Source organism: Microbacterium sp. 4R-513, assembly GCF_011046485.1.
Classification (GTDB): Bacteria; Actinomycetota; Actinomycetes; order Actinomycetales; family Microbacteriaceae; genus Microbacterium.
Genome location: NZ_CP049256.1, coordinates 1,525,067 through 1,547,160 on the forward strand (window position 1 = coordinate 1,525,067; position 22,094 = coordinate 1,547,160).

The window sequence follows — 22,094 nt, forward strand, 5'->3', positions numbered from 1 at the left end:
TGCCGAATCGTCCGAGGTTCGCGCGATCGTCCGGACTTCGCGAGGGACGAGGCATCCGTCGCCCCTAGGCTGACGCGCATGCCCGACTACCGAGCCCACTTCGACTTCCAGATCTCGTTCGCGAACGGCGGCGAGCTCGCCGGCACCGGGTTCCGCCTGGATCTGCCGTCGGCCGACCTCGACGAGGCGGCCATCGGCCGGCTGCTCGTGCAGCACCTCGGCCTCGCCCTCGTCGACCGCGTCGAGCTGCGCGGCCTCCGCATCGTCGAGGAGCCCCACCGCGGCAGCCGCGGGGTGGCGTCCGGGACGGTGACGGATGCCGCGACCCGCGTCGTCGACCTGAGCCACCGCATCCGGGCCGGGCTCGTCACCTACCCGGGGTTACCCGCACCAACCATCACGCCGCACCTGACGCGCGAGGATTCCCGGGCGCGCTACGCGCCGGGCACGGAGTTCGCGATGGACGTCATCCACATGATCGGCAACACGGGCACCTACCTCGACTCGCCCTTCCACCGCTACGCGGACGGAGCCGACCTCGCCGGCCTCGACCTCTCGACGCTCGTCGGGCTGCGCGCCGAGGTCTTCCACCTCGAGGATGCCTGGACTCCGGAGCATCGGGGCATCCGCGCCGAGACCCTGCTCGACCGCGATGTGCGAGGCGCCGCCGTGCTGCTCCACACGGGGTGGGACCGCTGGTTCGGCCGGCCCGAGTACGGCAAGGGCTCGCCGTTCCTGACGGAGGAGGGAACCAGGCACCTCATCGATGCGGGCGCCGTGCTCGTCGGCATCGACGCGCTGAACATCGACGACACCGAGTCGGGCGGCGAGCGTCCGGCTCATTCACTGCTGCTGGATGCCGGCATCCACGTCGTCGAGCACCTCACGAACCTCGGCTCCCTCCCGCCGAGCGGCGCCCGGTTCACGGCGGCGCCGCCCGCCGTCGAGGGGTTCGGCACGTTCCCCGTGCGGGCCTTCGCCGAACTGCCCGCGTAGAACCCGGGTCCCTTCGCCACGCCGGTCCCTGAGCCTGCCGAAGGGTCGGAGGCCGAGGCCGCGAGGCACCCAGGTTCGACCCTTCGACAAGCTCAGGGACCAGGGGCGCGCGTCAGCCCTTGCGCCAGTCGTCGTTCTCGAGGTGGGAGCCGGCCTGCGGGCCCATCTGCAGCATCCCGCCGTCGACCACCCAGCTCGCGCCGGTGACGAAGCTCGCGCGAGGCGAGGCGAGGAAGGCGACGACGTTCGCGATCTCCTCCGGCTTGCCGGGGCGGCCGAGCGGCACACCCGGTCGGTGGGTGCGTTCGGCATCCTCCGGTTCCTGGCTCGTCAGCGGCGTGGCGATCTCGCCCGGCGCCACGGCGTTGACCGTGATGTCGTGCTCGCCGAGCTCCTGCGCCATCGTCTTGAGCAGGCCGCCGAGGCCGTGCTTCGCGGCGACGTACGCAGCGGAGGTCACCCGGGGCTGATGCTCGTGCACGCTCGTGATCGCGATGAGGCGACCCCCCGCTCCCGCCTCGACCATCTGCCGGGCAGCCGCCTGCAGCGCGACGAACGCCCCGTCGAGGTTGAGCGACACGACCTGCCGCCAGTCGTCGACCGACATCTCGAGGAAGGGTCCGCCGGAGCCTCCGCCGGCGTTGTTCACGAAGACGTCGAGTCCGCCGAGGTGGTCGACGAGCGAGTCGACGACGCCCGGCACCTCCTCGAGCTTGGTCGCGTCGAACTGGGCGACGAACGCGTTGCGGCCGCGGTCCCGCACGCCGTCGGCGGTGCGCTGCGCGCCCTCCTCGTCGCTGTGCCACGTGATGCCGACGTCGAGGCCGGCATCGGCGAGGGCGAGTGCCGTCGCCTGCCCGATGCCCGAGTCCGAGGCCGTCACGATCGCACGTCGGGGGAAGAACTCCTGCGTCTTGGTCATGCGACCGACGCTAGGTCGCTCCCGCCTCGCCGGCGCGGGGGTTTACAGCCGACAGACGATGGGTTATCCGCGGCTCCGGGGATGTCGGAGGCCCGCCGTAGCGTCGCAACATGAGCGACTTCGTGTCCGGCCTCGTCGCCGATGCTCCCGACCCCTCCCTCGCCGCCGAGCTCGATCTCTTCGGCCGGTTCGTCGGCTCGTGGCGGGTGCAGAACCGCTACCGATCCTCGCTCGACGAGGAGTGGACGTCGGCCGCGAGGACGTGGATCTTCTCGTGGGTGCTCGGCGGCCGGGCCATCCAGGACGTCATAATCGGCAGCGACCGAGGCGACGACCAGGTCGCGGCGGGAACGACGGTGCGGGCGTACGACCCGCGCATCGGCGCGTGGCGGGTGAACTGGTTCGGCACGCTGCACGCGAACTACGGCGCTCTCATCGCCCGCGCCCACGGCGGCGACGGCATCCGGCAGGACGGCGTCGACTTCCGCGCCGACCGCGATGTCCCGATCCGCTGGAACTTCAGCGACATCACCGCCGACTCCTTCACATGGGACGGCTGGTCGTCGGCCGACGGCGGCGAGACCTGGTGGCTCGAGCAGCACATGGAGGCTGTGCGGCAGTCGTGACGGCGAGGCGATAGCGTGTCGGGATGCTTCCCGCCGACTGGACCCCGCACCGACGTGACGACGGCGAGCTGCTCGGCTGGATCCGCCCCGAGGGCGACGACTGGGTCGCCGTCGACCTGCTCGGGCACGAGGCATCCACGCCGGTCGAGTGGCTGGAGGCCGAAGCCGCGCTCGAGGCGAACGGACTCGCGTGGCTGGCGGAGGTCTGGGTGCTCGACATGCCCGAGGGCGACGCGTGGCGCGTGAAGCTCGTCGAGGTGACGCCCGGTCGCGTCGGCGCGGCCGGGCGGATCGTCGTGCAGACCGACGACTTCGGAGCCATCGACGTGCCGGTCACGCGGTTCGAGCTGGAATGGCCGGCTCCGCCGACACTCCGGCGCCGCGAGCCCGGTGAGCCGACGTCGACGCCCTTCGGCTGAGCGGTCCACCGGGCGGCTCGCGGCCTGGTCCTCTTCGCCGTCATCCGGCGTCAAGTGGGAAGACGGCGAGGGGGTCGCGCGGTTGACTCGGAGCATGACACTCAAGGAGAACGCCGACCGCCTGCTCTCGCTGCACGAGGACGCGAAGCTGCTGACACTCGTCAACGTGTGGGACCCGATCTCGGCGAAGGTCGTGGCCGCCGACCCCGCGACCCAGGCCATTGCGACGGCGAGCCACTCGATCGCGGCGAGCTTCGGCTACGAGGACGGGGAGCACATCCCGCTCGACCTGCACCTCGACGCGATCGATCGGATCGTGCAGGCCACAGACCTCCCCGTCACGGCCGATCTCGAGGCCGGGTACGGCGACGTCGGCGAGACGATCCGCCGGGCCATCGGCGTCGGGGTCGTCGGGGCCAACATCGAGGACCAGCTGAAGCCGCTCGACGAGGCCGTGCGCGGCGTCGAGGCGGCGCTCTCCGCCGGTGAGGCCGAGGGCATCCGGTTCGTGCTCAATGCCCGGACGGACGCCTTCGTGCGCGGGGCGGACCGCACCCCCGAGCAGAACCTCGAAGATGCCGTGACCCGCGGGCAGGCCTACCTCGCGGCCGGTGCGCCGGTGGTGTTCGTTCCCGGCCGCCTCGACGAGTCGCAGGTGCGCACCCTCGTGGACGCCTTCGGACCCCGCAAGCTCTCGGTCATCGCGGTCCCCGGCTCGCTGCCACTCGCCCAGCTCGAAGAGCTCGGCGTCGCGCGCGTCTCGTATGGGCCGTTCCCGCAGCGCGTCGCGCTCACTGCCCTGCAGAGCCTCGTGCGGGATGTGCACGCGGGCGGCGGCATCCCCGAGGGCACGCAACCTCTGAACTGAGGCCTCCGAACTGAGGGGCTTGGAACCGAAAGCCTCCGAACTGCGGCGCCGGGGCGGGGCTAGCCTGAATCCATGCCCATCGCCCGGCCTGCGGCATCCGTCGCCCTCGAGGGATTCGAGCTGCGCGTGCTGCACCTGCCGCTCGTCTCACCCTTCACCACCTCGTTCGGGACCGAGACGGTGCGCGAGGTGATCGTCGTCCGCGCAATGACGGCCGACGGCGAGGGGTGGGGCGAGATCGTCACGCAGGACGCGCCCCTCTACTCGAGCGAATACACGCAGGGAGCGTGGGATGTCGCGACTCGCTTCCTCATCCCGGCGCTGCTCCGCCGCGGCACAGTGGCGCCGCACGAGGTGGCCGGCATACTCGAGCCCTTCATCGGCCATCGCATGGCCAAGGCCGGTCTCGAGCTCGCGCTGCTCGATGCGGCGCTCCGCCTGGAGGGTCGATCGCTCGGAGACCACCTCGGAGCGGTGCGCGACCGGGTGCCGAGCGGCGTGAGCGTCGGCATCCAGCGCGATCCCGCCGCCCTCGTCGAGACGGTCCGGGGCTACCTCGACGAGGGGTACGTGCGGATCAAGATCAAGATCAAGCCCGGCCGCGATGTCGACGACACGGCGGCGGTGCGCGACGCGTTCGGCGGCATCCCGCTGCAGGTCGATGCGAACTCCGCCTACACGCTGGCCGACGCCGGCACCCTCGCCGAGCTCGACCGGTTCGACCTCCTGCTCATCGAGCAGCCGCTGCAGGAGGACGACATCGTCGACCACGCGACGCTCGCGAAGCAGCTCAGAACCCCTGTGTGCCTGGACGAGTCGATCGTGTCGGCCAAGGCCGCGGCCGACGCGATCGCGCTGGGCTCGGCATCCGTCATCAACATCAAGGCCGGCCGCGTCGGCGGCTATCTCGAAGCCGTTCGCGTGCACGATCTGTGCCGGGATGCCTCGGTGCCCGTGTGGTGCGGAGGCATGCTCGAGACCGGAATCGGCCGCGCCGCCAATGCCGCCCTCGCCGCCCTTCCCGGCTTCACGCTCCCCGGAGACGTCTCGGCGTCGAGCCGCTTCTACCGGCGCGACATCGTGACCGAGCCCGCGGTGCTCGAGGACGGGCATGTGCGTGTTCCGACCGGCCCCGGGCTCGGCGTCGAGATCGACCCCGTGGCCCTCGACGAGGTCACGGTCGAGAAGGTCGTCGTCCGGTCATGAGCCGGCGCCGTGCGCACGACCAGACGGCGGCACGCCGTCGCGGGGCGGGCCGGGTGCGGCGCGTCGCGCTCGGGTCGTGCGGAGCGCTCGCGCTGACCCTGGCCCTCGCCGCCTGCACGACCGCGGGCGGCACAGGAGCGACGGATGCCTCGCCCACGGCGCTGCCCGCGCACGTCACGGTCGAGCTGCGGCAGCTGCGCTCCGACGTCGCGTCGCGCTGGGCGCAGGTCATGATCACCAACGACGGCGAAACCGATCTCGTCGTGGGCCCGCTGCACGTCGATGACCCCCGGTTCGACGGCCCGGCCGAGCGCATCAACGACCGCGAGAGCACAGTGCGAGCAGGGTCGAAGGTCGCGATCCCCGTGCAGCTTCCGGCCGTCGCCTGCCCGGCTCCCGACGAGGGGACCGGCACGGTGACCCTCGGGTGGTCGACGGACGGAGCGTCGGGCACGGCGACCGCGCCGCTGGCCGATCCGCTCTCGTTCGTGCCGCCGCTTCACGAGCGCGAGTGCCGGGCGCAGGCGCTCGCCGAGGCCGCCGATGTGACGATCTCGTCCTTCACGCCGTCGCCATCCGGACAGCCGGCCGACCTGACCCTCACGATCGCACCGACGGGCGACGGCGCGGCGGCGATCGACGGCATCCATTCGACCAACCTCCTGACTTGGGTCGGCTACCCCAACGTCGAGCACCCGCTCGACGTCCAGGTGAAAAAGGACGACGTCGCACCCATCGAGGTCCACCTGCCGATGGTCCCGCTGCGCTGCGACCCGCACGTCGTGCAGGAGGACAAGCGGGGCACCGTCTTCAACGTCGACATCGAGCTCGACGGCGAGCCGGGTCAGATCCAGCTCGCGGCGACCGAGGAGATGCGTGGCCGCATCCTCACGTGGGTCGGTCAGTGGTGCGGATTCCCGAGCTGAGGCGACGGGGAGGGGTCGGCCGTAGGCTGACGGGATGAGCAACGTCGCTCCTCTCGATCCGGCCGCGGCCCGCGGAATCTCGCGCCGGACCCAGTCCGACATCTACCGTGCGGGCATCAGCGGCACCCGCCCTCGTGTTTCCGTCGACCCGGTCGCGCTCGAGCACGCTGCGCGCAGGGCGCTGAGCGCCGAGGCGTTCGCCTACATCGCCGGCGGTGCGGGGGCGGAGCGCACGATGGCAGCCAACCGCGCCGCGTTCGAGCGCCATCAGGTGTGGCCCCGCCCGCTCCGCGACGTCTCGACGCGCGACCTCGCGACCGACTTCCTCGGCATGCGCCGGCCGACGCCGCTGCTCCTCGCGCCGCTCGGCGTGATGGAGATGGCCCACAAGGAGGCGGATCTCGCCGTGGCGCGGGCCGCGGCATCCCTCGGCGTTCCGTACACGCTCTCCAACCAGGCCTCGTTCCCCATGGAGCAGGTCCGGGATGCCGCGCCCGACGGCGCGCGGCTGTTCCAGCTCTACTGGTCGGCCTCCGACGAGCTCAACGCATCGCTGCTGCGGCGGGCCGAGGCATCCGGCTGCCAGGCGATCGTCATCACCCTCGACACGCACCTACTGGGGTGGCGCACGCGTGACCTCGACCTGGCCTACCTGCCGTTCACGCGCGGACTCGGCATCGCGCAGTACACGAGCGACCCGGTCTTCCAGGAGCTCGTCCGTGGGCGTGTGCGCCGAGGACGGGATGCCGCGGCGCCCGCAGCCCCGAAGGTGCGCGTGACCCCGAAGACCGTCAAGGCGGGGGTCACGATCGCTCGCAAAGGCTCGGCGCTCACCGGGGCCGGCGTGCGCGAGAGCCTGCGCTCGCCGCTGCCGCGTGCCGCTGTCGAGACCTTCCTCGACGTCTTCTCGACGCCCGCCCTGACGTGGGACGACCTCGCGAAGGCGCGCGAGTGGACGAGCCTGCCGATCATCCTGAAGGGCATCGTGCATCCGGACGACGCGGCGCGCGCCCTCGACGCCGGAGCCGACGGCGTGTGGGTGTCGAACCACGGCGGCAGGCAGATCGACCGGTCGGTCCCGACGCTCGACGCGCTGCCGGCCGTCGTCGAGCGGGTCGGCGGCCGCGTTCCCGTCGTCTTCGACTCCGGCGTGCGCGGGGGCGCCGACGTCGCCATCGCGCTCGCGCTGGGCGCGACGGTGGTGGCCCTCGGCCGGCCCTACGCGTACGGTCTCGCGATCGCCGGGGAGGAGGGCGTGCGCGAAGTGGTGCGCAACACCCTCGCCGAGCTCGACATCACGCTCGGCCTCGCGGGCTGCACATCGATCGCCGAGCTCGGGCGTGACTCGCTCCGCGCCGTCTAAGCCGTCGATTCCTCACGGCGCCGCCGCCGCGACCAGAGGAGCAGCAGCACGCCGGTCATCGTGAGCACCACCGCCGCGAGCGGCGTGGCCGACCCTGGCCCCGTGCCGCCGGTGACCGGCAGCGTCCCGCCGCCGCCCGAGCCGCCGCCCGAGTTCGCTACCCCGATGACGGTCGCCGAGGCCGTTGACGAGGATCCGGGCGCCAGGGTGGTCGAGGTCGAGACGGTCGCGGTGTTCTGGAACTGCCCCACCTCATCGACGGTGGCCGTGACCGAGAGGGACGCTGTCGCATCGACGGGGAGGGTCCCGATGTCGCAGCGGAAGACCCCCGCGACGATCTCGCAGCCCGGAGTGTCGGTCGACCGGGGCGTCACGCCCGCGGGGAACGGATCCTCCACGACGACGTCCTCCGCGTCGGCGGGACCGGCGTTGGAGACGGTCATGGTGAAGGTGACCGCTCCACCCGCGAGGACGGATGCCGGATCCACCGTCTTGGTGATGTGCAGCTCCGCCTCGATGGGGACCGCCGTCACGACGGCCGATGCATCGTTGTTGTCGAGATCGGGGTCGAAGACATCGGGCGCTTCCCGGGGAGCGGTCGCGACATTCTCGAAGTCTCCCACGGCATCGACGGTGGCGACGATGGTCAGGGTCGCCTGTGGCGGGGGAGTCCCTCTGCCGGCCCCGGCCAGGGGAAGGTTCGCCGCCTCGAGGTTGTCGACGGTCCACGCTCCCGTAGCCGGGTCGTAGGTGCCGATGCTCGGTGCCGCCGACACGAAGGTGAGTCCGGCGGGCAGCAGATCGTTCACGACGACGGCGCCCGAGGCATCCGGACCGTAATTCCACAGCAGGACGGTGAAGGTCACGTCGTCGCCGACGAACACGATGGGGGCGTCGACCGTCTTCTCGACGGCAATGTCCGCCGCCGGTACGAACAGCTCGGCGTCGTCGACGTTGTTGTCCAGGTTCGGGTCGGTCTGGTCCAGTCCCAGCACGACCGCGACGTTGCGGGTCCAGCCGGGCCGCTGCACTTCGATGACGACGGTCAGCGTCGCGTCGGCTCCCGCGGCGAGGTCCCCGATGGTCCATTCACGGGTGCCCTCGTCGAAGGTTCCGGCGGTGACCGAGGAGTCGATGATGACCGCCGCAGGCATGAACGGGTCGAAGGCGATGACTCCCGTCGCGTCGTTCGGGCCGTCGTTCGCCACCACGACCGTGTACGTGACGTGGTCGCCCGGTCGCGCGATCGCCGGATCGGCGGTCTTCGTGATCGAGAGGTCCGCCACGACGGCGCCCACGACCTGCACGGATGCGCTGTTGTTCGTCGGATCGGAGTCGATCTGCGTCAGAGAGGTGAGACTGACGGTGTTCACGAACGAGATGGCCTCCGTCACCGTGGCGACGACGGTGCGGGTCGCAGTGGCTCCCGGTGCGATCGAATCGAGGGTCCAGAGCCCTGTCGCGGGGTCGTAGGCGCCATCGCCGGCGCTCGAGACGAATTCCAGGCCGTCCGGAAGCGCGTCGGTCAGCACGACATCCGTCGCCGTGGCGTTCGACGGACCGGGGATGTTCTCGGCGGTGAGGGTGAACTCGACCTGGTCGCCGAGCGGCACGGCGTCGGGTGAGGCGCCGGAGGGCACGTCGACGCTCTTGCCGACGGCGATGTCGAGCTCAGGCTCGGCCGACGTCACCGTCGCCGAGGACGAATTGTTCGTCGGGTCGGGGTCGTCCACGACGGGCGAGCTGATGGTCGCGGTGTTGACGAGTGTTCCCGCGTTATCGATCCGCGCCGTGACGGTGGCCGTGACGTTCTGCTGCCCGACGGCCAGCGCGCCGATATTCCAGGTCCTCGCGTCGGGTGTGATCGTGCCGACGGTCGCCGTCGCGCTCAGCACGACGACCCCCGCGGGGATGAGGTCCGTCACCACGACCTGCTGCGCGGCATCCGGCCCGAGGTTGGACGCCGCGAGCTGATACGTCACCTCCTGACCGACCTCGATCCGCTGGGGGAAGACGGCTTTCACGACCGCGAGGTCGGAGCTCGCCGGCACCACGCGCAACGTCGCCGAGTCCGCGTTGTTGCCGGGGTTGCTGTCGGGCGGGCTCGGGTTCCCGGTCAGTGCGGCGAGGTTGACATAGCTGCCGAGCGCCGATCCGATGACGGTGATGGTCCGTGTCGCTGTGTCCCCCGCCGCGAGGGCTCCGATGTCCCAGATGCCGGTGACGGGATCGTACGTGCCGTCGTCCGGGTCTCCGGGGGCGTCGGGAACGAACGTGAGTCCGGGCGGAAGCGCATCGCGGACCTCGACGTCGGTCGCGTCCTGCGGCCCCGAATTGGTAGCCGTCAGCGTGAAGGTCGCCTGCGCGCCGAGGGGGATCTCGGGCAGATCGACGTCCTTCGTGACCGCGATGTCCATGGACGGCTGCACCGGGTTGATCGTCACGGATGCGACGTCGTTGGTCGGATCGCGGTCCGGCTGATCGGTGCGCGACCGCACCGCCGTGTTCGTGAAGGGAGTGCCGGTGTTGACGGTCGCCGTGATCGTGAGCGTCGCCGTCTGCGTCGGCGCGAGTGTGCCCACGGTCCACGCGCCGGTGAGCGGGTTGTAAGCGCCCTGCGTAACGGTCGACGACTGGTAGACGATGCTGCCCACGGGGTCGCCGTCCGGCACGAGGTCGGTGATGACGACACCTGTCGCGGTCGCCGGTCCGTTGCCCGTTGCGGTGATCGTGAACGTGACGTCGCTGCCGACGAGGGGAGCGCTGTCGTCGACGGTCTTGGCGACCCCGACGTCGGTCGCGACCGGGATCTGAGCCTGCGCGGGTCCCGCCGTCACCCGCTGCCCGATCGGTGTCTGACCTGTTACGGACGCCGTGTTGACGAGGAACCCGGCGCTGTTGATCTGCCCGGCCTGGATGGCGTGCGATCCCGAGCAGGTGGTCGAGGCGCCGGGGGCGAGCTCGCCGCTGAGGCACGTGATGGCATTGGATGCCATGCGGTCGTCGCTGACGACGAAGCCGCGGAGGATGCTGCCCCCGGTGTTCGTGAGCGTGTACGAGTACGCGACCTGCTGTCCGATCGAGTACGGAGGTGGCGTCGTCACCGACTTCGAGATGGTCATGGTCGCTACGAGCGGGACCGTCACCGTCGCCTCGGGCGACGTGACGATTCCGCCGCCCTGCGGGACGGCGGTGGCCGTCGCGATGTTGACCACCTGGCCGGCAGCGACATCCGCCGCCGTCACGATATGCGAGCCGCGGCACACGGTGGACGAGCCCGCCGCGGGAGCCGTCGTGAGGCTCGTCGCGTCGCACACGATGTTCGCCGTGGCGATCTGGTTGTCGGTGACGAACAGGCCGGTGACAGGTGCTCCGGTGTTGGTCACGGTGTACTGGTAGGGGATAGCGGTTCCGACGGTGATCACGGGCGGCAGCGCCGTGCCGGTTCGGTCCACCTGCTTCTCGAGAGCGAGGCTGGCGAGCGGAAGAATCGTCTCGATTCGCATCTGCCGGAGCAGGTGGACGTCGTTGGACCCGCCGGTCGAGGCCGAGAAGCCGAACTTGTAGGTCGACGGCGTGTTCGACGGGGCGGGGATGTCGAGCTCGGTCACCCACGGACCCGCGTCGGTGTAGCGGATCTGCACGATAACGCGCGCGACCGGAGTGGCGGGCGTCACCGGAGTGACCTGCACGTTGACGGTTCGCTTCGACGCCGCCAGCGTCGCGGCGCGCAGCGTGCCCGTGCCGCCGTTGAGCGTCGTCCCCGGCTTCGTCGGGTTCGTGATGGGCTTCGGGACCGTCGAGTCGAGCCAGCAGTAGCCCGTCAGGTTGTTGCCCGGCCCCCGGAGGGTGACGACGTTCGGTGCGAGCGCACCTGACGCCGTCGTGGGCGATTTCTGACCGACCGGGCAGTTCGCACCGCGGTTCTCTCCGTCGCCGTAGAAGTTCCCGTACGCGTCGAGCCCGACTCCCAGGTACCCGCCGTTGACTCCGGGCTCGCTGTTGCGCTGGGCGTAGCCGAGGCTGCCGCCGAGACCGCCGGTGCTCGTCAGCGAGGTCGACCCGTCGACGAGGAAGAAGCCGATGCCGTCCGCCCCGTTCCCGCCGTACTGGTACTGCTCGAAGGTCACCGAGATGCCGCTGCTCGCGGGCACCGGACGGTTGTACAGGATGCTTCCTGCCCGGTTGCCGGCGGTGTCGGTGAGCTGGAGGAAGCCGTCCGGCGCACCGCCCATCGGCGGCACGGGCCCCGAGCGGTGCGCGACACACGAGGGGATCTGCGCCGCACCCGCCGGCGGTGTCGCGCCGGCTGCCGCACCTGTCAGGCACGCGTCGCCCTGAACGGTCCACCCCGGGTCGGCGACGGTCGCGCCCCGGAAGGTCTCGTCGACGATGACGGAGCCACCCGTCGGGGGGTCGGCCGCGGCAGGAGCGGCGATCGCGGAAAGCCCGCCCACGAGGAGCGCGGCCGAGAGGACGGCGGCGACGGCACGTCGCACGGGCGGCCGAGAGGTACGTCGACTCATCCAGCTCGTGTGCACGCGTGAACCCCCCGGTGTGCGGATGGTGTGAGTCAATCACAGGGCCGCGGGGGAGCACACCCCCGGATTCCCGCGCCGCAGCGCGGGGCGCGGCATCCGTCGTCCCCACCCCGGTGCACGCGGAATTCCCGGCCCTTTATGCTTTTCCCATGATGGCCGGCCCTCGGCGCACCCTCGCCGGTTCTGAACACTCGTCGCCCCACCCGCGGGCATCGCGTTCCGCGCGGCTCGCGGCGATCTCGGTGCTGACGATCGCATCGATGGTCGCGCTCGCCGGATGCTTCGGCGCCGGGCCGGACGGCGGGGACGGCGACGGCGGCGACTTCGCCGACGACGGCTGCACGAACGTCGTCATCGCCACGTCGTCGGAGAAGGTCAACATGCTCGACGCGCTCGCCGACGCCTTCAAGGAGTCGCCCGAGTTCGACGGCCTCGACACGTGTGCCACGGTACGGCCCATCAACGTCTCGTCCGGCGACGCCACCCGCTATCTCACGGCGGGCGGCGATTGGCCCGACGAGAACACGCGCCGCTGGCCGACGATGTGGTCGCCCGCCTCCACGGTCTGGACCGAGCGGGTCGCCGCCGCGGCATCCCCGTCGCTCGTGGGCGAGCCCGAGTCGTTCACCCACACGCCCGTCGTCTTCGGCGTTCCCGAGACGATGGCCAAGGCGCTCGGCTGGCCCTCGGCCGAGATCGGCATCGCGGACTTCGCGAAGCTGTGCTCCGACCCCGAAGGCTGGGGAAGCGTCGGCAAGGACCTCTGGGGCTCGTTCAAGATCTCGAAGACGAACCCGAACACCTCGACGACGGGGCTGTCGACGATCCTGATGCAGTCGTACGAGGCATCCGGCAAGACCTCCGACCTGACGGCAGCCGATGTCGAAGCGGCCGCCGACTTCTCGCGGGTGTTCGAGGAGTGCGTCATCCACTACGGCGACACGACGGGCAAGGTGCTCTCGCGCCTCTACGACCAGACGCAGAACGGCACGGGGGGCTCGGGCTACGTCTCGGCGATCGCGCTCGAAGAGACCTCGCTCCTCAACTACAACCAGGGCAACCCCGACTCGCACACCGTTCAGCCGGGCGAGAAGCTCACCCCTCCCAAAGAGAAGCTCGTCGCCGTCTATCCCAAGGGCGGATCGATGTGGTCCGACAACCCTGTGACGGTGCTCGGCGCGCCCTGGGTCGACGACGTGCAGCGGGAAGCGGGCCTCGCGTTCGCGGCCTTCCTGCAGACCGAAGCCGCGCAGCGCATCCTCCCCGAGTACGGCTTCCGTCCGCTCGACGAGTCGGTGCCGTTCGGCGAGCTCTTCACCGAGAAGTTCGGCGTCGATCCGGCCAAGCCGACGGTGTCGCTGCCGAAGCCCGGCGTCGACGTCGTCTCCACGGCCATCGACCAGTGGACGCAGATCCGCAAGCCCTCGTCGGTGCTGGAGGTCATCGACATCTCCGGCTCGATGGACGACCCGATCGGCGACGGCCGCTCGAAGCTCGACGGGGCGATCGAAGGGGCGCAGAAGACGCTCGGCCACTTCCGCCGCACCGACGAGGTCGGCGTCTGGGCTTTCACGACCGGGCTCGAATCCGCCGCCGGCGAGAACATCGCCGTCGTCCGCGACGTCTCGCCCCTCGCGTCGGACCTGGAGTCCCTGCAGTCCTCGATCGAAGACCTGCGCTTCTCCAACCGTCAGGGCACGCCGCTCTACGACGCGATCGCCGAGGCGTACGACGAGATGAAGCAGCGCGCCGAGCCCGGGCGCATCAACGCCATCGTCGTGCTGTCGGACGGGCAGGACACCGACTCGTCGACATCGCTCGACTCGCTGCTCGCGAAAATCGGCAAGTCGTCCCGTGAGGGCAACGACTCGGCGCCGGTCCGCATCTTCCCGATCGCGTACGGTGAAGGTGCCGACACGTCGGCGCTCCGGCGCATCGCCGAGGCGACCGGCGGCCAGTGGTTCGACGCGTCGGACGCGGCGAAGATCGACCTCGTCTTCGCCTCGGTCATCAACAACTTCTAGTCGGCGGGAGGATCATGCCGGTTCCGCCGATCCCGCTCTCGACGAACGGGTACATCGACGACGCCGTCGCGGCGCTGCAGAACTCGAATGTGTACGTCTCGGACGAGGTCGCGAACGCGCCGGCCCTCGCTCAGCAGCTCGACCAGCAGGTGGGGGATGCCTCGATCGGCGTCGCCGTCTTCTCCGAGAATGCGGGGCTCGAGGGGTCGGCGTCCGACATCGTCCGCGAGCTCGCATCGGCCAACCCCGGGTACGACACGATCGTCGTGGCGGTCGGCGACGACGTGGCGGCCGGGTCGAACGCCCTCGCCAAGGGTGAGGCGCTGCGCATCGCGAACGAGGCCGAGAACTCGAGCGACTCCGTCGACGCTGCGCTCACCCAGACGGTGCAGCAGATCATCGCCGAGACCCCGGCCACATCGTCGCCGGGGGTGGATGCCGGACCCGTCGTCGGCATCGGCCTCACGATCGCCGTTCTCCTCGGCGCCGGCATCGCCGTCGTGGGCGTCGTGCGATCGCGTCGCCGCCGAGCGAGCGAGAACCGCGGGCTGCCGGACGCCGTGCGCGCCCAGGTCGTGGCCCTGCGCGGTCTCGTCCCGGAGTACGCGGCGGTCGGGGCATCCGGCAACGCCGTCGCCGCGCAGACGGCGCAGGAGATCGGCGTGCTCGCCGACAACGTCACCGAGCTCTTCAACCGCCTCGACCGGCGCAGCGTCGAGGACCAGGTGAACATCGCCGCCGTCGAGTACGACGACAAGCTGCGCAAGCTGACGGCGGCCCTCAACCGCGACTACCTGCTCGACATCCTGCGGCACCCCAACCTGTGGGACGACCCCGACGACCGGGTGCGCGAGGTGCAGGGCGCCCTGGACGGCGTCTCGACCGAGCTCCTCGAGAACATCAAGCAGGTCAATGCGCGTCGTGGCCTGCACTTCCAGGTCTCGCTCGACGGGCTCATCGGCCGGCGCAAGGAGCTGCAGGACTGGGACCGCGCCTTCGACCAGGCGTCGGACGACCGGCCTTTCCCGCCGCCGAAGCCCGCCGCCGAATAGTTCCGGAGTCGCGCGGGGGGCCATGGATCAGTTCGTCGAAGACGTCACTCCCGAGCCCGCGCGCCCGGTCGAGCGGCCCTTGATGGTGCAGCGCTGGCAGGAGGCGACGTTCCTGCACTGGCCCGTCGCACCGGAGGTCGTCGCACCGTTCCTCCCTGCCGGCACCCGCCCCGACATCCTCGACGGCGTCACGTTCGTCGGCATCATCGGCTTCCGCATGGAGGGCCTCGGCCTCGGCCGCGGGCCCGGGTTGCCGTATTTCGGGACGTTCTGCGAGACCAACGTGCGGCTGTACAGCGTCGACCGCCTCGGCCGTCGCGGGGTCGTCTTCCGATCCCTCGACGCTTCGCGGCTCGTGCCGGTCCTCGGCGCACGGGCAGCGCTCCGGCTGCGGTACATGTGGTCACGGATGCGGATGACCCGCACCGGCGACGTCGTGTCCTACCGGAGCGCGCGCCATGTGACCGGCCGCGCCCCGGTGCGCTTCTCGGTGCAGGTCGGACAGCCGATCGCCGAGCCGACGCCGCTCGAGCACTTCGTCACCGCCCGCTGGGCGCTGCACACCCGCGCGTGGGGGAGGACGCTGTACGTCCCGAACGACCACCCCCGCTGGCCCCTTCACCGTGCGACCCTCACCGACCTCGACGAAGGGCTCATCGCGGCGGCCGGCCTGCCCGCACCGGACGGCCCGCCGCCGAGCGTCCTCTACTCGCCCGGGGTTCCGGTCGTCTTCGGCCGGCCCGTGCCGCTCTGACCTCCGCGGACCCCGCGGGCGCTCGAGGCTGCGCCCGGCTAGGATTCATAGATGCACGGATGCCTCGGCATCCGTCGCCCTTCCCGCGATTCCGCGACACCCCCGCACATTCCCGACCATTGGAGCCACCGTGGCCGAGCAGTCCCGCCTCGACAAAGTCATCGCCCTCGCCCGTCACCGCGGGTTCGTCTTCCAGGCGGGCGAGATCTACGGCGGATCCCGCTCGGCGTGGGACTACGGTCCCCTCGGCACCGAGCTCAAGGAGAACATCCGCCGCCAGTGGTGGCAGACCTTCGTGCGCGGCCGCGGCGACATGGTCGGCCTCGACTCGTCGGTGATCCTGCCCAAGCGTGTGTGGGAGGCATCCGGTCACGTCGCCACGTTCACCGACCCGCTTGTCGAGTGCCTCAACTGCCACAAGCGCTTCCGCGCCGACACGCTCATCGAGGACTTCGAGGCGCGCAAGGGGCGGAAGGCCGAGAACGGGCTCGGCGACGTGCCGTGCCCCAACTGCGGCGTCAAGGGCCAGTACACCGAGCCGAAGGCCTTCTCGGGCCTCATGAAGACCTACCTCGGTGTCGTCGACGATGAGTCGGGTGTGCACTACCTCCGTCCCGAGACGGCGCAGGGCATCTTCATCGACTTCGCGAACATCGTGACGGTCTCGCGCAAGAAGCCGCCCTTCGGCGTCGGCCAGGTGGGCAAGGCGTTCCGCAACGAGATCACGCCCGGAAACTTCATCTTCCGCACGCGGGAGTTCGAGCAGATGGAGATCGAGTTCTTCGTGCCGCCGGCGGAGGCGGGCGAGTGGTTCGAGCACTGGGTCGAGGCATCCTGGAACTGGTTCACCGACCTCGGCATCGACCCGGCGAACATCCGGCGCTACGACGTGCCGGAAGAGGACCGCGCGCACTACTCCGACGGCACGATCGACGTCGAGTACCGCTTCGGCTTCCCGGGCAAGGAGTGGGGCGAGCTCATGGGCATCGCCAACCGCACCGACTACGACCTGCGCTCGCACTCCGAGGCATCCGGGCAGTCGCTCAGCTACTTCGACCAGGCGACGAACGAGAAGTACATCCCCTACGTCATCGAGCCGTCGTTCGGCCTCACGCGGGCGATGATGGCGTTCCTGGTCGACTCGTACCACGAGGAGCAGGCACCGAATGCGAAGGGCGGCATGGACACCCGCACGGTGCTCAAGCTCGACCCGCGCCTTGCGCCGGTCAAGGTCGCTGTCCTGCCGCTCTCGCGCAACGAGCAGCTCTCACCCATCGCGCGCGGGCTCGCCGACGACCTCCGCGCCCACGGCTGGAACACCGACTTCGACGACGCCGGCGCGATCGGCCGCCGCTACCGCCGCCAGGACGAGATCGGCACGCCCTTCTGCGTCACGGTCGACTTCGACTCGCTCGACGACAAGGCTGCGACCGTGCGCGACCGCGACACGATGGGCCAGGAGCGCGTGCCGCTCGAGGGTCTCATCGACTACCTCGCCGAGCGCCTGCGCGGGGCCTGACCCGGCCTCCCGGGGGCGCTGGGTCGGCCGGTGGGGCTCGAGATCGCACGAATCACCGGTCGCGGGTCGGGCTGACGGTGATTCGCGCGATCTCGGCGCGGTCAGCGCGGGGCTAGCGGGATCAGCGAGGAATGCGGTTCGGGGTGAGCCCCTGGTGGACGACGATGCCCCGGGATGCCTCGGCCGCCGCATCGAGGATCGCGACGCCGATCGTGCCTTCGGCCTGCCAGGGGGTATAGGCATCCGTCCACCACTGCGTGCCCTCGGGCGCCTCGGCGTCGGGGAGCAGCCGCTCGACCTCGTCGAGGCGGGGGAGCATCCGCGGCCGCAGAACCGACAAGACGACCTCGCCGCCGGCGACGAGCTGCAGGACGGCGCCCTCGTCGAGCACGCGAACCTCCAGCGGCTCAGCATCGGCTCCGGCAGTCGCGGTCCACAAGCGGCCCGCCGCCGAGACGACGGCGTCGCCGCTGAGGGGCTCAGACGTCAGTGCGACGCTGCTGCGAGGCATCCGTTCCTCCGTTGCTCTTGCGGGCGGCGGACGTTGGATCCGCCGCGACCTGCCGAGCCTATCCGGCCTCGCGGAGGGGCGTGGTGACCCTTGTCACGTTGCCGGCGAGGGCTCGCATGATGGCGCCGTCCTCGACGAAGGCGCGGCTCTGATAGCCCTGGACCTACCAGCGCCCGTCGTCTTCGGTGTCACCGACGAGGACGCACGGCACACCGCCGGCCGCCTCGGCCCGCGCCAGCAGCTCGCGCGCGACGTGTCGAGCGGCCCGGCATCCAGCAGGTCAGCCATTCGTCGTCACCATCGGAGCGGCTCGGCTGTCAGTGCGACGCTGCTGAGAGGCATCCGTTCCTCGGTCGCTCTTCCGTCGGCGTCGGGTCGATCCGAGTCGGCGAGCCTCAGCGGCGTTGCGGATCACGACAGATCGCCACGGGATCTACGTCATCGACACGAGGGCTTCGCACGTCAGACGTCACCACGCCGATGCTCACCGCCAGGTGAAACTGAGGAGCGACACGAGCGCTTCGCGCGCCTGGGCGTTGAGGTCCGGGCCCGTGGCGAGGAGTCGGTCAACCTCCCGCTCGGCCCAGTCGAACAGATCGTCCGCGGTCTCGTCCGGTTCGACCGCATCGAGACGCGCGATGATCCCCTCGACCTCGGCGCGTTCCTCAGAAGACTGGATGCGCTCCGGGTGCCTGCCGGGAAGAGGACTGACGTCTAGACCGACGTAACGAAAGACGGCATCACTCAGGACAGCGTCGCTGGTCATCAGGTCCCCCTGTCGAAGAGCAGTCGCATGGATCCGGACTGCGGGTCGATCGCAATGATCCTCGTCACGGCCGGGTTGCTGCGGAGTGCGTCGAATTCGTAGGTCTCCCAGACGTTTCCGGGGCGCAGACTACGGCCGAGGACGACGCGTACCTCGCCCGACGCGCTCTCTGCGAACTTCCGTGACACCTCGCCCCATAGGTGCTCGGTGTTTCGCCCCCAAGGGGGCATGGCGATGGCGTGGTCGCGCAGGTACAGCTCGAGCGTCGTCGCCCCGTACCGTTCCGCGAGTCCAGCGGCGATGCCGCCGCTGCCGTAGGGCTTCGTCGCTCCCGCGACATCGATCTCGGTGCGACCAGACCAGAACACGTGCTTGTCCGGGTCGATCGAGAAGACGACGTCATCGGGAGTCACGGGGCCGACCGGCGGTTCCGGCGTCGGGTTGTCGAGAACGGAGCGGATGTCGACATAGCCGGAGTCGCCTCCCCAGGAGATGCTCGGATCGCCGATCGACACCTGGTCGACGTCTTGTGGGTCCGGACCGTTGTTCGGCGAAGCGGCACCGTCGACCGGGTTCTCTGGGCCGGTGCCCTCGGTCAGGTCGTCGCCTGAACCGTGGGTCTCATCCCCGCGAACGTCAGGACCGTCGCTGCCCGCACCGCCGTCGTCGGGCCCATTGCCACCGGCACCGCCGGAGCTGTCGCCGGAGCCATGGCCGCTTCCGTGGCCGGCTCCGCCAGAGCCGGTATGCGTGCCGCCGGTCGTCTCGGGGTCGCGCACCACGGTCGACTCGCCCGGCCCGCCCGTCTCGGTGCGCACGGGCGCCTCGTCGACGATCGAGTTCACGGGGCCGGGACCGGTCTCGCCTCGCACGCCGCCGGCGTTCACGAGCTCGGGCTCGCGGACGGGCGACGGAACCGAGGCATCCACCCCTCCGTCGCCCCCGCGGACACCGTCGAGGGCGTTGTCGAACGAGCCCGTGGGGAGCTCGATCTTGCCGCCGGGGAACTCCAGAACGTTGTTGCCGAGACCGTCGACGTGGGCTGTGACGGTGTTCATGTCGACGCCCCAATCGTCGAGCGCCTTGAGCGCCGACGCGGTGTCGGTCGCCGTGTAGACCTCGATGTGGGGGGCGTCGAGCTTCGAACCGAGGTCGAGGTTGCCGATGATGTTGTCGAGCGATCCGAGTCCGAGGCCGCCGAGGCGCGTCACGCCGTTCAGGGCCAGCGATGCCGGGTCGACGAGGTCGACGACGCGGGCCATCTTGGACAGGACGGATGCCGCGGTCCCGGCCGTCTTCACGCCGGTCACCGCTGCGCCGCCGGGGATGAGGATCGTGCCGACGTTGAAGACCGACTCGCCGAGCGCGGTGCCGGGGTCGTCGGCCCACTTGTCCCAGGCGATGAGCGCCTTGCCCGTGTTGAGGGCGGCCTCGTCGGCCTTGGCCTTGAAGTCGCGGACCTCCTGCGGGAGGAACCCGCCGCCGCCGAAGGCCTCCATGCCCTGGTCTGCCCACATGAGGGGTCCGAGGACGGGGGAATTCATGACACCGGAGGCGACCAGGAGGCCGAGGTTGCCCCACGCCGCGCCGTACGCGTCGCCCGAGAACCAGTCGCCGGTCGCGGGGTTGTAGCCGAGCACGAGCGTGCCGAGGCCCTCGATCGTGCCCCATACGCCGCCGACGATGACGCCTTCCCAGAGGAAGTCCTTGAAGACGAACTTCGCGGTGGCCTCGCCGCAGCCCTCGCTGCGCTCGACCGGAGCTCCCCACGGCATCTCGGTGCCCTCGGGGATCTCATCGAGGCCGTAGCCCAGCGGATCGTTCTCGGACTCGTAGGCGTGCAGCGGCGCTCCGCCGAACAGAGCGCGGATCTTGTTGGCGCACGTGCGCTCGGCCTCCCAGAGGGCGACCTGCTGCGCGTTGACCTGGCTGATCAGATCGTTGTTGCGGTCGACGTACTCCTGGACCTCGTGCCACTCCTTCGTGACGCTCTGGTACTTGGGGATGTCGGCGGCCGCGGTCGTCGAGCTGCCGCTCGACGTCGAATACGGCGAGTAGCCGGAGTACGCCGGTGTGGTGCCGTAGTAGCCCTGGGTGCTGAGGTAGGCGGGGTTGAGCTCCTGCACCTGCACGCCGCCGGCGATCTCATCGCGGAAGGCCTGCGCCTGCAGGCGCAGCGAGTCGAGCTCGGCCTTGATCGGCCGCACGTCGGCCGCGAACTGCGTCAGCGCGCCTGCGACGACCTCGAGGTTGTCGCCGGCCGTCGTCGCCTGCGACGACACGGGCTGCATGAGTCCCAGCAGCGTGCCCGACTCGGGGGCTTCGTAGACCCCGGCCATGCCCTGCCACTTCAGGTGCACGTTCGACCCGTTGTCGCGGACCGAGCCGCCGATCGTCTTGATCGTCGACGCGTTCGATTCGATCGCGTCCGGATCGATGTCCTTACCGGGGATCTTGTCGGGATCGATGGCAGAAGGCACTCACCTCACCCCCCGCGGAAGGTCGGGCGGGTACACCGCGGCGACCGAAGCCGACTGCGCGTTTGCGGCCATCTCGAGATCACCCGCGACGTAGGCCTCGGTGGCCTTGACGACTCCGGATGCCGCGGCACCGATCCGGGCGTTCATGCCCTGGATGCGGGGACCCTCCTCGAGCGTGAAGTACGACTGGATCGCCTCTGAGATGGCGGCGGACTGCGTCGCCGTCACCGCCCCCTCCATGGCGGGGCTCAACCCGTTCAATGCCTCACCGAGGGCGGTCGCGTAGGTGTTGACGTCCGTGAGGACGGATACGACCCCCGACGGCTGGATGCTCCAGTGCGTCATCGATCAGTTGCGGACCGGACTCAGCCGATCGACTCCACAGCCGCACGCGCCTTGCGCAGCGCGTCCTGCGCCGACTCGTCGTTGCGCTCGAGCGAGGAGCGGAGGGTGTTGATGATGCCGCGCACCTCGGCCGCCGCGTTCTTCCAGCGGGTCTCCTTGGCGCGGTAGTCCTCGGACACGCCCTCTGCGGCGTAGTCGGCCATCGCGGCCTGCACGTCACGATCGCGCTGGTCGATCAGCGCCTCGAGCTGTGCCGCGACGCGGTTGAAGTTGTCCTGTGCGTTCTGGGATGCCGCGATGTCGTAGTCGCGACGGTCGCTCTGGTTCGCCATGTCTCTCAGTCCCTTCCGGTTCAGCGGCTCGAGCCGAAGCGCGCGGCGTCGAACGACGACCCCGCTTCGAGGCTCTGCGTCTGGTCGACCATCGCGGACTCGCCCTCGATGAACGAGCGGTTCATGCCGCCGATGCCGCCGAGCACGCCGTCGAGGGCTGCCTTGAGCTCTGCCGAGATGGCATCGGTGCGGCCCTTGAAGCGATCGAACGCCGAGCGTCCGGCACCTTGGAACCGGCCCTCGAGCGGCTCGGCCGCCTCGAACAGCTGGCGGACGAGCACCGACAGGTCGTCGCTCGACCCCGAGGTGGCCTTCGTCAGCGTGGTCAGGGTATCCGCACCCATTGCGAACTTCATTCGTCCGTCATCCCTTCTTCGCGGCGCACGGAACGCACCGATCTGATTCGACTTCCGTGGACGTCCACCAGGCTAGCCGATGGTCGCA

General features: G+C 70.3%; 19 protein-coding genes. 11 read left to right on the plus strand and 8 right to left on the minus strand.

The features are described 5' to 3' along the window. Nucleotides 1-78 precede the first annotated feature (78 nt). Nucleotides 79-996, plus strand: a complete 918-nt coding sequence (locus tag G5T42_RS06670; RefSeq protein WP_165127027.1) for a cyclase family protein — start codon at nucleotides 79-81, stop codon at nucleotides 994-996. 112 nt (nucleotides 997-1,108) lie between these two features. On the opposite strand, the gene G5T42_RS06675 is transcribed toward G5T42_RS06670, so the two are convergent. Further along, nucleotides 1,109-1,918: an SDR family oxidoreductase gene (locus tag G5T42_RS06675; protein ID WP_165127029.1), complete on the minus strand. Its 810-nt coding sequence runs from the start codon at nucleotides 1,916-1,918 to the stop codon at nucleotides 1,109-1,111. A 110-nt stretch (nucleotides 1,919-2,028) separates the two neighbouring features. Here G5T42_RS06675 and G5T42_RS06680 point away from each other — a divergent pair, with 110 nt between their 5' ends. From G5T42_RS06680 to G5T42_RS06705, 6 genes are all read left to right on the plus strand, one after another. Then, nucleotides 2,029-2,544 (plus strand): hypothetical protein, encoded by a 516-nt coding sequence (locus G5T42_RS06680; RefSeq protein ID WP_165127032.1) that lies wholly within the window; start codon nucleotides 2,029-2,031, stop codon nucleotides 2,542-2,544. Nucleotides 2,545-2,567: 23 nt separating this feature from the next. Beyond that, nucleotides 2,568-2,963 (plus strand): hypothetical protein, encoded by a 396-nt coding sequence (locus G5T42_RS06685; RefSeq protein ID WP_165127034.1) that lies wholly within the window; start codon nucleotides 2,568-2,570, stop codon nucleotides 2,961-2,963. 94 nt (nucleotides 2,964-3,057) lie between these two features. Beyond that, the gene (locus G5T42_RS06690; RefSeq protein ID WP_165127036.1) at nucleotides 3,058-3,831 is read left to right on the plus strand and encodes an isocitrate lyase/phosphoenolpyruvate mutase family protein; all 774 of its coding nucleotides are present in this window, start codon (nucleotides 3,058-3,060) and stop codon (nucleotides 3,829-3,831) included. 72 nt (nucleotides 3,832-3,903) lie between these two features. Further along, the gene (gene menC / locus G5T42_RS06695) at nucleotides 3,904-5,037 is read left to right on the plus strand and encodes an o-succinylbenzoate synthase (protein ID WP_165127038.1); all 1,134 of its coding nucleotides are present in this window, start codon (nucleotides 3,904-3,906) and stop codon (nucleotides 5,035-5,037) included. After that, nucleotides 5,034-5,963, plus strand: a complete 930-nt coding sequence (locus tag G5T42_RS06700) for a hypothetical protein (RefSeq protein WP_241245990.1) — start codon at nucleotides 5,034-5,036, stop codon at nucleotides 5,961-5,963. Before menC ends, G5T42_RS06700 begins: the two co-directional genes overlap by 4 nt. A 34-nt stretch (nucleotides 5,964-5,997) precedes the next feature. Continuing rightward, nucleotides 5,998-7,326 carry an alpha-hydroxy-acid oxidizing protein gene (locus G5T42_RS06705; RefSeq protein WP_165127040.1) on the plus strand — a complete coding sequence of 443 codons (1,329 nt, stop codon included), beginning with the start codon at nucleotides 5,998-6,000 and terminating at the stop codon, nucleotides 7,324-7,326. Here the strand turns inward: G5T42_RS06705 and G5T42_RS06710 are convergent. Further along, a complete protein-coding gene (locus G5T42_RS06710; RefSeq protein WP_165127042.1) occupies nucleotides 7,323-11,852 on the minus strand; it encodes a DUF11 domain-containing protein in 4,530 nt (1,509 codons plus the stop codon). The two genes, G5T42_RS06705 and G5T42_RS06710, sit on opposite strands and share 4 nt — an antisense overlap. Nucleotides 11,853-12,016: 164 nt before the next feature. Between G5T42_RS06710 and G5T42_RS06715 the strand changes: the two genes are divergently transcribed. The 4 genes from G5T42_RS06715 to G5T42_RS06730 all read left to right on the plus strand — a co-directional run bounded on the left by G5T42_RS06715 (nucleotide 12,017) and on the right by G5T42_RS06730 (nucleotide 17,216). Beyond that, nucleotides 12,017-13,891, plus strand: a complete 1,875-nt coding sequence (locus G5T42_RS06715; RefSeq protein WP_241245991.1) for a substrate-binding and VWA domain-containing protein — start codon at nucleotides 12,017-12,019, stop codon at nucleotides 13,889-13,891. 14 nt (nucleotides 13,892-13,905) lie between these two features. Next, the gene (locus G5T42_RS06720) at nucleotides 13,906-14,943 is read left to right on the plus strand and encodes a hypothetical protein (RefSeq protein ID WP_165127044.1); all 1,038 of its coding nucleotides are present in this window, start codon (nucleotides 13,906-13,908) and stop codon (nucleotides 14,941-14,943) included. A gap of 22 nt (nucleotides 14,944-14,965) precedes the next feature. After that, the gene (locus G5T42_RS06725) at nucleotides 14,966-15,697 is read left to right on the plus strand and encodes a DUF2071 domain-containing protein (RefSeq protein WP_165127046.1); all 732 of its coding nucleotides are present in this window, start codon (nucleotides 14,966-14,968) and stop codon (nucleotides 15,695-15,697) included. A gap of 130 nt (nucleotides 15,698-15,827) precedes the next feature. Next, on the plus strand, nucleotides 15,828-17,216 hold the full coding sequence (locus G5T42_RS06730) for a glycine--tRNA ligase (RefSeq protein ID WP_165127048.1): 1,389 nt from the start codon (nucleotides 15,828-15,830) through the stop codon (nucleotides 17,214-17,216). Between the two features lie 121 nt (nucleotides 17,217-17,337). On the opposite strand, the gene G5T42_RS06735 is transcribed toward G5T42_RS06730, so the two are convergent. The 6 genes from G5T42_RS06735 to G5T42_RS06760 all read right to left on the minus strand — a co-directional run bounded on the left by G5T42_RS06735 (nucleotide 17,338) and on the right by G5T42_RS06760 (nucleotide 21,994). Beyond that, nucleotides 17,338-17,727 carry a hypothetical protein gene (locus G5T42_RS06735; protein WP_165127050.1) on the minus strand — a complete coding sequence of 130 codons (390 nt, stop codon included), beginning with the start codon at nucleotides 17,725-17,727 and terminating at the stop codon, nucleotides 17,338-17,340. A 484-nt stretch (nucleotides 17,728-18,211) separates the two neighbouring features. Beyond that, the gene (locus G5T42_RS06740; protein ID WP_165127052.1) at nucleotides 18,212-18,493 is read right to left on the minus strand and encodes a hypothetical protein; all 282 of its coding nucleotides are present in this window, start codon (nucleotides 18,491-18,493) and stop codon (nucleotides 18,212-18,214) included. Beyond that, on the minus strand, nucleotides 18,493-20,973 hold the full coding sequence (locus tag G5T42_RS06745) for a hypothetical protein (RefSeq protein ID WP_165127054.1): 2,481 nt from the start codon (nucleotides 20,971-20,973) through the stop codon (nucleotides 18,493-18,495). The genes G5T42_RS06740 and G5T42_RS06745 overlap by 1 nt, the downstream gene beginning before the upstream one ends. Beyond that, entirely contained in the window at nucleotides 20,974-21,318 is a 345-nt protein-coding gene (locus tag G5T42_RS06750; protein WP_165127056.1) for a DUF6507 family protein, read from the minus strand. A 20-nt stretch (nucleotides 21,319-21,338) separates the two neighbouring features. Beyond that, nucleotides 21,339-21,650 carry a pore-forming ESAT-6 family protein gene (locus tag G5T42_RS06755; protein WP_165127058.1) on the minus strand — a complete coding sequence of 104 codons (312 nt, stop codon included), beginning with the start codon at nucleotides 21,648-21,650 and terminating at the stop codon, nucleotides 21,339-21,341. Nucleotides 21,651-21,670: 20 nt separating this feature from the next. Further along, nucleotides 21,671-21,994, minus strand: a complete 324-nt coding sequence (locus G5T42_RS06760) for a hypothetical protein (protein WP_347104354.1) — start codon at nucleotides 21,992-21,994, stop codon at nucleotides 21,671-21,673. Between the last annotated feature and the right edge of the window lie 100 nt (nucleotides 21,995-22,094).